The organism is Mycobacterium sp. ELW1, from assembly GCF_008329905.1.
Lineage (GTDB): Bacteria > Actinomycetota > Actinomycetes > Mycobacteriales > Mycobacteriaceae > Mycobacterium.
This window is the reverse complement of sequence record NZ_CP032155.1, coordinates 4,634,281-4,646,391: the sequence shown is the minus strand read 5'-3', so window position 1 is coordinate 4,646,391 and position 12,111 is coordinate 4,634,281. Positions and strand designations below refer to the sequence as shown.

At 67.8% G+C, this 12,111-nt stretch carries 8 protein-coding genes; 2 read left to right on the top strand and 6 right to left on the bottom strand.

The genetic code is table 11. The features are described 5' to 3' along the window. Position 1 precedes the first annotated feature (1 nt). Positions 2 to 3,160 (top strand): ATP-binding protein, encoded by a 3,159-nt coding sequence (locus D3H54_RS22135; protein WP_149381201.1) that lies wholly within the window; start codon positions 2 to 4, stop codon positions 3,158 to 3,160. A gap of 152 nt (positions 3,161 to 3,312) precedes the next feature. Here the strand turns inward: D3H54_RS22135 and D3H54_RS22130 are convergent, their stop codons facing one another. From D3H54_RS22130 to D3H54_RS22110, 5 genes are all read right to left on the bottom strand, one after another. Next, positions 3,313 to 4,575: an acyltransferase domain-containing protein gene (locus D3H54_RS22130; RefSeq protein WP_168214943.1), complete on the bottom strand. Its 1,263-nt coding sequence runs from the start codon at positions 4,573 to 4,575 to the stop codon at positions 3,313 to 3,315. Positions 4,576 to 4,719: 144 nt separating this feature from the next. After that, positions 4,720 to 7,323, bottom strand: a complete 2,604-nt coding sequence (locus D3H54_RS22125) for a helix-turn-helix transcriptional regulator (protein ID WP_149381197.1) — start codon at positions 7,321 to 7,323, stop codon at positions 4,720 to 4,722. 19 nt (positions 7,324 to 7,342) lie between these two features. After that, positions 7,343 to 8,605, bottom strand: a complete 1,263-nt coding sequence (locus D3H54_RS22120; RefSeq protein ID WP_149381195.1) for a cytochrome P450 — start codon at positions 8,603 to 8,605, stop codon at positions 7,343 to 7,345. Positions 8,606 to 8,615: 10 nt separating this feature from the next. Beyond that, positions 8,616 to 10,016 (bottom strand): NAD(P)/FAD-dependent oxidoreductase, encoded by a 1,401-nt coding sequence (locus tag D3H54_RS22115; protein ID WP_149381193.1) that lies wholly within the window; start codon positions 10,014 to 10,016, stop codon positions 8,616 to 8,618. Continuing rightward, on the bottom strand, positions 10,013 to 10,228 hold the full coding sequence (locus D3H54_RS22110) for a ferredoxin (protein WP_083121535.1): 216 nt from the start codon (positions 10,226 to 10,228) through the stop codon (positions 10,013 to 10,015). Before D3H54_RS22110 ends, D3H54_RS22115 begins: the two co-directional genes overlap by 4 nt. Positions 10,229 to 10,298: 70 nt before the next feature. Here D3H54_RS22110 and D3H54_RS22105 point away from each other — a divergent pair, with 70 nt between their 5' ends. Then, entirely contained in the window at positions 10,299 to 11,399 is a 1,101-nt protein-coding gene (locus tag D3H54_RS22105; protein ID WP_149381191.1) for an epoxide hydrolase family protein, read from the top strand. A 1-nt stretch (position 11,400) separates the two neighbouring features. Here D3H54_RS22105 and D3H54_RS22100 read toward each other — a convergent pair whose 3' ends face one another. Then, entirely contained in the window at positions 11,401 to 12,051 is a 651-nt protein-coding gene (locus D3H54_RS22100; RefSeq protein ID WP_149381189.1) for a TetR/AcrR family transcriptional regulator, read from the bottom strand. Positions 12,052 to 12,111: the final 60 nt, after the last annotated feature.

Genomic DNA, 12,111 nt, shown 5'->3' with positions numbered 1-12,111 from the left:
GATGCTGCGACATTCGGGGGGTGCAGTGACGTCGGCAACCGCAATCTGTCGGTCGTGTGGGGTCGAGCCATCCCAGGGGGCCCGGTTCTGCGGCTCATGTGGTGAGCGCCTGACGCCGGCCGCGGATCATGCCGAATACAAACAGGTGACCGTGCTGTTCGCCGATGTCGCGCGGTCGATGGGCCTTGCCGCGGCGCTGGATCTGGAGCGGTTGCGCGAAGTCATGACCGACCTGGTGGAGTGGTCCGCCGCGGTGGCGCGCCGGTACGGCGGGTCGGTGGAGTACACCGGCGACGGGATCATGGCACTGTTCGGTGCGCCGCTCTCATTGGAGGATCACGCGGTCCGGGCGTGCATGGCCGCGCTCGACATTCAGGACGAGGCACGGCGACTGGCCGCCGTGGTGAAGGACCGCGACGGGCTCGACCTCCGGTTGCGCGTCGGGCTGAATTCCGGCCGGGTGATTGCCGGGATGATCGGTTCCGGCGCACTGGGCTACGCCGCCACCGGTGAGACCGTCGGCTTCGCGCAGCGGATGGAGTCGGTGGCGCCCCCGGGTGAGGTGATGCTCTCCGAGACCACCGCACGACTTGTCGAACATCAGGCGGACCTGGTCGCGACCGAACCCGTCATGATCAAGGGTTTCGATGCGCCGGTGTGCGGATTTCGGCTGGTGTCGATACGTGCGCGGGGCGCCAGGTCCGACCGGGTCGAGGCGAGTCTGGTGGGCCGGCGCTGGGAACTCGCGGCACTGGACGCCATGCTGGACCGCGCGATAGATGGTCGCGGTGGCGTGGTGAGTGTGATGGGGCCGCCGGGCATCGGTAAGTCGCGGGTGGCGCGGGAGGCCGCGGCGCTGGCCACGCTGCGTGGGGTCGACGTGGTGTGGACGTTCTGCGAGTCGCACGCCCGGGACGTGCCTTTCCACCTCGTGACGCAACTGCTGCGTGCGGTCAGCGGGGTGACCGATCTCGACAATGCCTCGGCCCGGGCCACGCTTCGGGACCGGCTTCCCGCCGCCGGCCCGCAGGACCTGTTGCTCCTCGACGACTTGCTCGGCATCGCAGACCCGGACGTGCCGTTGCCGGCGATCGATCCGGACGCTCGCCGGCGGCGGCTGACCGCCATGATCAACACCGCGTCCTTGGCGCGCACGACACCCCAGTTGGTGATCATCGAGGATGCGCACTGGATCGATGTGGTCAGTGAATCCATGGTGTCGGAGTTCTTGTCCGTCGTGCCGCGGACGCCGATGATGGTGCTGATCACCGCCCGGCCGGAGTATCGGGGGGAGTTCTTGCGGGTCTCGGGTGCCCAGTCGATATCCCTTGCGCCGCTGAGTGATTCGGATACCGCGGCATTGCTGACCGACCTGCTGGGGTCGGATTCCTCGTTGGACGAGGTGACGGCGGTCATCGTGGACAGGTCGCAGGGAAATCCGTTCTTCGCCGAAGAGATGGTGCGCGAGCTGATTCAGCGCGGCGCGTTGCACGGTGAGTCGGGCGGCTACGTCTGCGACACCGACGTCACCGAGCTGGACGTGCCGGTGACGGTGCAGGCCGCGCTGGAATCACGCATCGACCGGCTGACCGTCTCGGCCAAGCGCACATTGACCGCGGCCTCGGTGGTCGGCAACCGTTTCGGCGAGGACCTGCTCCCGGCACTCGGAGCCGACCCGGATTTCGGGGAACTGCTCGACGCGGAGCTGATCGAACAGGTTCGGTTCACGCCGTCCGCCGAGTACGCCTTCCGCCACCCGTTGGTCCGGGCGGTGGCCTATGAATCACAGCTGAAGTCGGATCGCGCCGAGTCGCATCGGCGCCTGGCTGTCGCCATTCAGCAGCGAGCACCAGAGTCGTTGGAGGACAACGCCGCCCAGATCGCCGAGCATTTCCATGCCGCGGGCGATCTGCGGGCCGCCTACGACTGGCACATGCGGGCGGGCGCCTCGGCGGGCAACCGGGACGTGTCCGCCGCGCGGGTCAGTTGGGAGCGCGCCTGTCGCATCGCCGACGAGTTGGGAGACGACGCCGCCGATGTGCTCGCGGCGCGCATCGCTCCCCGCACGATGCTCTGCGCATCGGGGTGGCAAGCCATCGAAGAAAGCCGGGTCCGGATCGACGAGCTTCGAACGTTGTGTACCCAAGCGGGAGATCAGGTTTCGCTGGCGATCGGAATGTCCGGGCTGGCCACCGAGCTGATGTATTCGGGCCGCTCCGCCGAGGGATCGCGGCTGATGTCCGAACAGATGCGGCTGATGGCGTCGGTCGGCGACCCCATCGTGATCGCGCTGGGCATGATCGCATTCAACAACTGGTTCGACGCCGGTGAGTTCGATGAGATTCTGCACTGGTCGGAAATGGTCATCGAGCTGACCGAGGGTGACCCGACTGTGGGCGCCGGGATGGGGTTCGGCTCGCCGCTGGCCGCGGCGCTGGCATGGCACGGAGTCGCCGCGTGGTGGCGCGGTCTACCCGGGTGGCGCGACGATCTGTCGCGGGCGTGGGCGATCGCCCAGAAGTGCGATCCGACCACATTGGCGATGGTGGTCGGGTGGACGTTCGGACTCGAAATCGCGTTCGGCGTCCTGCGCGCGGATGACGCGGCGTTGCAGACGATCGAGGAGGCCGTGCAGACCGCGGAAGGATCGAGCAATCCGGCGCTCAGCATCGCCACCTGGACGCTGGCGGTTGCGCTGCTCGAACGCACATCCGCCGACGGCCGCCGGCGCGGGCTGGAGCTGATGGCCGGGGTTCGCGAGATGTGGGTGCGGGAGCCCATCGAGTTCCTGATTCCGGTTGCCGACTTCTGTTCTGCGGCGCAGCGATGCAGGCAGGGGGAGCGGGACGCCGTCCTACCCGTGATCCGAGATGCCGTGGCGGATCTGCACCGTGCGGGCCGGCCGTTCTTCGGCGTGCTCGGTGTCCGCGCGCTGGTCGAGACGCTGGTGGACGGCGGCGACGCAGCCGATCTCGACGAGGCCGAACGGGCGATCGAGTTCCTGACCAGCTGGCTGGGGGATACCGGGTCGGCGGTGGTCGCGGTCACCGAGTTGCGACTGCGAGCTCTGCTGGCCCGATCCCGCGGTGACGATGTCGCGTATCGCGTTCTGGCCGAACGGTATCGGGCGATGACGCGAGCCCTGGATTTCGACGGATGACGGCGGATACGGCGTGCAGATCCTGCGGCAGGGTTGAACAGCTTCCGCTCCGAGCATGATTCGGCGATTCTGGACATCACGGTTCTGCGCCTGCGCACGATATTGGCCAAGGCGCGTGACGAGGACGGCAGATGTCGGCAGTTGTTGCGCGACTACCAGGCACCCAGCACACGTGTCCAATTCGGTGATGTACCACGAACGTGGGCCTCTGCCAACGACATCAGGAAACGGCGCATGCTGCTGTCATCGCGCCGAAGGGTGCCCACCACGGTGGCGTCGTCACCGCAGTCATCCAAGGATTCCTCGATGTCAGCCGACAGCGCCCGTTCCGGGCTGCATTCGATGAACGTGCGGTGGCCCCGCCCGTACGCCCAGCGCACGGCATCTTCGAACAACACCGGTTGGCGCAGATTGGCAAACCAATAGTCCCCGTCGAGTACCGCGGCACCGGCGGCGGCCCCGGTGACCGTCGATATGAAGGTGATCGTGGCGGGTCTGGGCCGGACATCGGCGAGCTGCCGGCGCAGGCGTTCGCGCAGCTCTTCCATGTGGACTGAATGCGAGGCGTAGGGGAGGGGGATTCGCTTGACCGGCAGGTGGTCACGCTCGCAGCGGGCAACCAGGTCGGCGATGGCGACCGCACTTCCCGCGACGACCGTGGAGGACGGGCTGTTGCGCTCGGCGATCGCAATGGAACCGTCCCATGGTCCGATCAACTCACAGACCTGGTCGACGGGCTCGGGGATGAACACTGTGCTGCCCGATCCCTCAATGCCGGTGATGGCCTGGCACTGTGCGCAGAGCACCCGTGCGGCGTCCCGCAGGGAGAGAGCCCCGGCGACATACGCCGCCGCGACCTCGCCTTGTGAATGCCCGACGACGGCGTCGGGTTCGATGCCCAACGCACGCCACTGTGCCGCCAGGGACACCATCACCGCGAACAGTACTGGTTGTGCGACGTCGTCGCGGTCCAGGCCGGGTGAGCCGGGTGCACCGCGCAGAGTCTTGATCAATGACCAGTCGAGGAACTCGCCGAACGCGTCGTCGCATCGTCGCATCTGCTCGGCGAAAGCCTCTGCGGTGTCGAGCAATTCATTCGCCATGCCCGCTCGCAGCGATCCCTGCCCGGGAAAGACGAATACCGTTCTTCCGGCGCGGGTGGCTCTGCCGGTGATGACACGTGGTGACGGCGTGCCGGACGCGATTGCCCTCAACCCGGCCAGCAGTTCGCCGCGGCCTGCTCCGACGATCACCGCACGGTGCCGAAGCGGCGTGCGGCTGCCCAAGGCGTACGCGATGTCGGTCGGGTCGGTGTCTGGTTCATCGTCGAGCATCCGCTGCAGCGCTGCCGCCGTGCCGCCCAACGCGGACGCCGACTTCGCGGACAACATCCACGGCGTGATGCCGGCAGTCATGGCGCTCCCTTCTCCCGACGGACGAAGTGACTCCGGCCTGTCCCCGCCGCAGGCCGGAGTCACTCGCCGAGCAGTGCTGGCCGGTAGGACGATCATCGTCCGGGGACACGCACGGGGCTGCAGTAGTTCACTACTGCAATCAGGTCACCGCAGGAGTGCGGCCAGCTCATCCCGGGTCTTGGTCCCGGTCTTGGCCATCGCCCGATGGACGTGACTTTCGACGGTGCGCACCGACAGGTGCAGACGCTCGGCGATCGCGCGGTTGGACAAGCGCTGTCCGACCAGCATGACGATCTCCCGCTCGCGTCCGGTGAACGGCAGCCGTTCGGCGGCTTCCCGGACAGCGGGGGTGACCAATCCACCGCATCGTTGCGCCAAGGCCGCGACCCGAGTCGAACAATTCAATGCGGATCCGCGCTGATCGTGACGTCGGTGTATCAGCGTGGCGTGGGCTGACGAGTCGGCTGCCGCGACCAGATCACCCAGACCCTCGAAGGCCGCCGAGACCGCGGTGAGCTCGCGGGCATCACCCCCGCGCAACGCCGCGGCGAAGCGGGCCACCGCAGCGGCTCGGGGACCGTCGACGATCGCCGCCAGCTCGGTCAACCGGTCCGCGCTGGTACGGTCGCCGAACTGGGTGACGGTCTGCCGGCAGAGCACCTCGGCTCCGAACTGGCCTTTCGCGCAGGCTCTTTCGGCTGCAGCGGCGGCTATCGCGATCGCCTCGCTGACGGCACCCTGGTTTGCGGCCACCCAGGCGCGAGCCAGGCTCACCTCGTAGTCCAGCGATCGGAAGGGGCGGCGGATGGTGTCGAGTGCGGCGAGCAGCGCGGCCGCCTCAGTGGCGTCGCCGTGCAACGCGAGTGCGGTCACCCGCACGACGTTGTATCGATATCCCCAGCCCATGCCGTGGCCGGCGGCCGACAAGCCCAGCGCGGCCTGCCCCAGTAGCCGGCAGGCGACGTCGACGTTTCCGGCGCCCAGCGCGGCCCGTCCGGCGACCCCAGCTGCGAGTAGCTGAGCATCCCCCGGCAGATCCGCGGCTTGCCTGCCGACGTCGTCGGCGACCTCGCCGGCATCGGAGATCCGCCCGGCAAGCAGCAGCGCCGTGAGATGGGCGTCCGCGATGTTGAAGCGCATCTGCGGTGCATCGAATCGGCGCGTCGCCGCCTGATATCCCGACTCGGCGTGGGCCTCGGCTTCGGTGACCTGGCCGGCCTCACCCGACACGACCGTCGACGCCCAGGCGATCTCGGCGCCGACAACCGGCGGCAGATCACCGAGGACGAGCGGACGCGCGGCCTCTCGTGCGGACTTGGGGTCATCGGTGGCGAACCGGTGCACGACGCGGAACGCATCGAGGTAGGTGTGCGCCTCCGCAGAGTCGACATCGGACTGCTGGTCCACGATCTCGATGGCCCGCGCCGGATCGCCGAGCGCCCACAGCATGTTGCTGGCCCGGTGGAACGCGAGCCTGGCCCGGTCGATGTCGGTCAGATCGCCGGCAGCCATCTCAGTCAACACAGCGTCGGCTTCCGCGCCGCGCGACAGCCACGAAAGCGCATGCGCGCGCACGAAGTTGGGTTCGGGTCCCGCGCCGGCGGCGACCGCTGCCGCGGCAAGCCGATCGGCGAGCGACAGGTCGGCCAGCCAGACAGCACCGTGGGCGGCACGCACCAGAAGATCCGCGTCGGGTGTGAGATCGGATTCGATGCTCAAGGTGGCCCGCTTCACCACCATCCGGACATCGTCGGCGTCGGTGGAGCGGGCGAGTTCGGCGGCGACCAGCCCGCGCAATCGGCGTAGCCGGGTGACCGATGCCCGGCGGCGACGAACTTCGCCATAGATCGGATGGGCCACTCGGGCATGCACACTGCTTCCGCTCGCCTCCAACGAGATCAGGCCGCGGGTTTCGGCCTCCTCGATCGCCGCCGGATCGGCGATGCGCGCCAGGACGGGCAACTCCATCGGTTCGGCAACGGCCAGCAGGTCGATCACCTCGCCGACCGCGTCCGGCAATGTGCCGATCCGGGATTCGACCAAGCCGATCAGGTCGGGCGGCAGGACCGGATCGCCGGCCCACACCCAGGTGTCGCGGTGACGTGCGAGCCGCCCGTCGGCGACCTCCTGCTCGACGATGTTGCGCAGGTACAGCGGATTGCCGTGCGTCAGCTGCCAAATCCTTTGTGCGCACAAGTGTTCCACGGGTCCGTTCAGGGCGGCGGCGAGCAGTGTGGCGGTGTCATCGAGTGACAACGGCGCAACTGCGATCCGCTCGAACCGGCCGGTCGCCGAAATCTCCTGCAGTGCAGCCGGAACCGGCTCGTCATCACGAACGGTCAGGATGACCTTCGCGGCGCTGCGCTGCACGAGCTGATGGAGGACGAAGATCGACAGATCATCAAGTAGCTGCGCATCATCCACGGCCACGACCACGCGTGCGGACGACGGTGTGGCAGCCAATGACTCGATCACACCGCGGACCAGCTGAACGGTCTCCGAGGCGCCGCTGCGGGTCCACGCGGCGAACGCACCCAGCGGAATGGACCGGGCCGAGGAGGCGCCCACCACCCAGCGGCCCTGGACACCCTGCGCCTCAGCGACGCTCAGCGCCTCCCTGGCGATCCGGCTTTTCCCGACCCCCGCCCGGCCGGACACGACAACGCCCGCCACCCCCGGCGCCGCAATCGCTGACTCGATGGATCGCATCTGCCCGGTGCGGCCAACTAACGGCCACGACAAGCGCACGCCCACAAGCCTAACGGCGTCACTCGTCGATCGACGCGAAATCCACCCATAGATGCCGAGGCCCGCGGAACACCTGATTCCGCCGGTAGGGCGGCGGGTCGACAACGAGCCGCGGTGATCGGACCCGCTTGAGAAAGATCTCCAACGCCACGTTGATCTCCAGCCGCGCCAGCGGTCCGCCGAAACACGTGTGAATGCCGCTGCCGAAGCCGAGGTGCTCGTTGTCCTTACGCGTCGGATCGAACCGGTCCGGGTGGGCGAAGCGGCGCGGATCGCGGTTGGCTGCCGCCCACACCAGGAACACCGCTGACCCGGCCGGAATTCGCGTTCCGCCGATTTCGATGTCGGCGGTGGTCCAGCGGCTCGGGAAGAACTGCACAGCTCCCTGGAGGCGTTGCACCTCCTCGACGGTGCCCGGGATCAGCTCAGGATTGTTGCGCACCAATTCCCATGAGCCCTGATTGCGCAGCAGCGTCATCACGCAGTTGCTGATGGTGTTGACGGTGGAGTCGTGGCCTGCGACCAGGAGCAGCTGCGCGTTGGATTCCGCTTCGGCTGTGGAGACCGGACCGTCCGGGCCGTCGTCGTGCAGAGCGGCCGACAGCAGTCCCGGCGCCGGTTCACGGGACAGGTGCTCGACCAGGTCATGGACGTAGGAGTTCAGTTCGGCCATGCTTGCCGCGGCTTTCGCCGTCGCCGCACGGCCTTCCTCGGTATCGCGCTCCGGGCCGACGTCGGCGCCTTGCATGAAATCGGTTACCCAACCGTGGAACTTGGGTTCGTCGGCCATCGGGACACCCAACACCCGGAAGATCACCGACACCGGGATCGGGTAGGAGAAGTCGTCGACGACGTCCATCCTCGTGCCGCCGCGTGCCTTCACTTTGTCCAGCAGTTCGTTGGCCAGATCGGCGACCATCGTCTCCATGCTCGGGATCAGGTCCGGGGTGTGCGGCGGGCCGAAGTGGCGCATGAACTGCCTGCGCATCCTGTCATGCCGGGGTGGGTCGGCAACCAGCATGCTGGAATCTCCCGCCTGCGCGGCCTCCTGCGGCTCGAGGTGGGCCTGCTTCTCGCCGAACAGGCCCGACGGACTGCGGCTGATGTCGGAGCTGACCCGCGGATCATGCGCCAGCGCAACGGCTTCGGCATAGCCGGTCACCACGTAGGTCTTCTCGGACACCTTGGCCACGGGATTCTGGCGCAGTTCCTCGAAGTACGGGTACGGGTTGGCACGGTTCTCGAATTTCATCGCCTCGGCCCAGGCGGTTGCGGCATCCATGACGGTCTCCTTACGCCCGCGGACGGAACTGGGCGCTGCGCTCGGTGGGGTCATGTCCGGTCAGCACCACATCGGGATTGCCTGCGGGCTCACGGGGATCGGGGAAGCGGGCCGGCATCGGTTCGGCGTCCACCGGCCGGTCGTACCCGGGCGGCGGGGGAGGGAACGGCGCCGACTTCTCGATCAGCGAGGCGTAGTAGGGCAACCATTTGCCGTGGTTGAAGGTGACCGCGCCGACGATCCGGCCGCGCTTGCCGTAGGCGGCAGCGAACCGGCGATCCGACGGCGAACCCTGGGTGAACACGATCTCGTCGCCGAACGAGCACACCCCGACGCTTTTGATGTTCACCCCGAACTGGCCCGACCAGAACGACGGCAGCGGCAAGTGCGGACGGCGGCCGACCTCGAGGTGAATCATGTTGTTGGCAGCCACTTCCGCGCCGTAGACGGCGTTGTCCCAATGCTCCTGGGACAGGAACTCGTAGCCGTAGAGCACATGCGGGGCGCGGGCGACGTCGCCGGCGACGAAGATGTGGTCGGTCACGACGCCGTTGATGTCGAAGGCCCGGCACCCGGCGTCACACGCCAGCCCCCACTGACCGGCGGCCAGGCCCGCCCCGTCGAGCCACTCCACGTTGCGGATCGAGCCGAGCGATGCCACCACCACGTCGACTTCGATGTCGGTGCCATCCGACAAATGGGCGAGGCGGACCCTTCCGGTGCTATCGCCGGACAGGCCCTCCACCGCGACGCCGGTGCGCAGGTCGACGCCGGCGTCGCGCATCATGCCGGCGGCGATGTCGCTGATGACTCCGCCGAGTGCACCCCGCAGCGGGCCTTTGCCCCGCTCGGCCACCGTGACAGGTAGGCCGAGATCACGGCAGACCGAGGCGATTTCGGATCCGACGAAACCCGAGCCGACAATCAAAACCCGCTTGGGGCGGTCCTTCAACGCGGCGGCCAGACCGGCGGCATCCTCCACGGTGCGCACGGTGAACACCCCCCGCAGGGCGCCTTCGGCGGGGTTGGGCCAGGGTCGCGCCCGGGTTCCGGTCGCGATCAACAGCCGGTCGTAGCCGACGTCCTCGCCGTTGCCGAGTTTGACCACGTGGTTGGGCCGGTCCAAGCCGACCGCCGCGACGCCCAGCTTCCAGTCGGCGTCCACCCGGCGCAGTCGCGGCAGCTTGGTGTGGTCGGCCGGAACCCAGCCCTTGAGTACCTGCTTCGACAGCGGCGGCCGATCGTAGGGTTCGTGGGGCTCATCGCCGACGATGGTCAGTGAACCGTTGAACCCTCTCTCCCGCAACGCCTCTGCCGCGCGCAGTCCCGCCAGCGAGGCGCCCACGATCGCGATGCGGCCCTCGGCCCGGAACTTCGCGACCACCTCGTCCAGGTTGTAGGTACCGATCATGGCGTCTCGCGATCGGCGGGCGGATCCACTTCGAGGATGATCGCCTGAACCGGGCATGATGCCGCCGCCCGCAACACCCGCTGGCGTTGCGAATCGTCCGGGTTGGGGTCGTAGGCCAAGGCCTCTTCCCCGACCAGCTCGAGAACCTCAGGCGCCAGCGGCACACACTGCGCGTAGCCCTGGCACTTGTTGAGATCGACCACCAACCGCATGAGCGCAGACACTAGACCGGCGCGGGCTCCTGCTGGTTAATATTCAGCCAACCGATAGGAGTGCCGCCCTATGACCGATGTCCGGCCCTTTGAGATCGCGGTATCCGACGACGTCCTGGCGGACCTGCGAGACCGGCTGAAGCGCACCCGGTGGCCCGAGAAGGAATGCGTCGACGACTGGAGCCAGGGCATTCCGCTGGCCTACACCCGCGAGCTGGCCGGCTACTGGGCCGAAGACTACGACTGGCGCCGGCGGGAGGCAGCGCTCAACCGGTTCGATCACTACATCACCGAAATCGACGGGCTGGACCTGCATTTCATCCATCAGCGGTCGTCGAATCCCGATGCGCTCCCGCTGATCATCACGCACGGCTGGCCCGGCTCAGTGGTCGAATTCGCCAAAGTGATCGAGCCGCTGACCGAGGACTTCCATGTGGTGTGCCCGTCCCTGCCGGGCTACGGGTTTTCGGGCAAGCCGACGACGACCGGCTGGGGTATCGAGAAGATCGCCACGACGTGGGACGCGCTGATGGCGAAGTTGGGCTATCAGAGCTACGTCGCGCAGGGCGGCGACTGGGGTGCGGCGGTGACCACGCAGATCGGCCGCAACGGGGGAAACTGCATCGCCATCCACACCAACATGCCGATGGCCTTCCCGAGCGGCGCGCTGACCAACCCCACCGACGAGGAGAAGGACGCACTGGCGGCGGGGGAGTATTACGCCAAGTGGGATTCCGGCTACTCCAAGCAGCAGTCCACCCGCCCGCAGACGCTCGGCTACGGGTTGGCGGATTCGCCCGTCGGTCAGCTGGCGTGGATCGTCGAGAAGTTCTGGGCGTGGACGGACTGCGACGGGCATCCCGAGAACGCACTCACCAGAGACGAAATCCTCGACAACGTGACGCTGTACTGGGTGAACAACGCCGCGGCGTCGTCAGCCCGGCTGTACTGGGAGAGCTTCCGGTCCTTCGGTGCGCAGGGCCGAGTCGAGGTGCCCACCGGGATTGCGCGGTTCCCGAAGGAGATCATGCGACCCCCGCGCAGCTGGTGTGAGAACACCTACAACATCACCCGCTGGACCGACATGCCGCGGGGCGGTCACTTCGGTGCCTTCGAGCAACCCGAGCTCTTCGTCGACGATGTCCGGGCGTTCTTCGCAGGAGTGCGCTGAATCAGCGGCGGTCGGCCGCGTCGGCCAGCGCCGCCGGGATACCCGGCACCCGCACGATGGCGTCGAGCAGCGCGTGGGCCCCGGAATCCGCGAGATTGTCGGCGTCGATCGAGGGGTCGAGGACACGCTGGCGGCACAGTTCGAAGGTGAACGCCAGCCACGCGTAGACGATCGCCCGCAGGTCACGCTCGACCTTGGAGTCCAGGTCGCCCTGGACCACGTCGGTGATCGCGGCCATGATCCGCTGCATCTGCCGCTCGTTGTCGGTGTCGTCGATGCCGCGCAGGACCGGGTCGGTGCGTCCCATGCCGATGTACGCCGCCCACGCGCCGTGCGGATGCTGCTCGTCGTAGCGTATGTAGGCCACGACGCCGGCCCGCAACCGCTCGAAGAGGGTCTCGCCCTGGGCGGCCAGGGTGTTGGTGGCCTCGAACAGTCGCTCGGTCTCGGCCCGAACCACCGCGGCGAAGAACGCGCGCTTGTCGGGAAAGTAGTGATACATCAGCGCCCGCGAGACCCCGGCGCGCTCGGCGATCTCGTCGATGCGGACCTCGTCGTACGGGCGCTGACCGAACACCTCGGCGCCCAATGCGAGGAGTTCGCTGCGCCGGTCCTCGGGAGACAGACGGCGGCGGGCGGGTGATTCCGGCATGCGGACATCCTAGTTGGCACGTGTACAACAGGTTTTCCGACTTGCGCCCAAACCGACGTA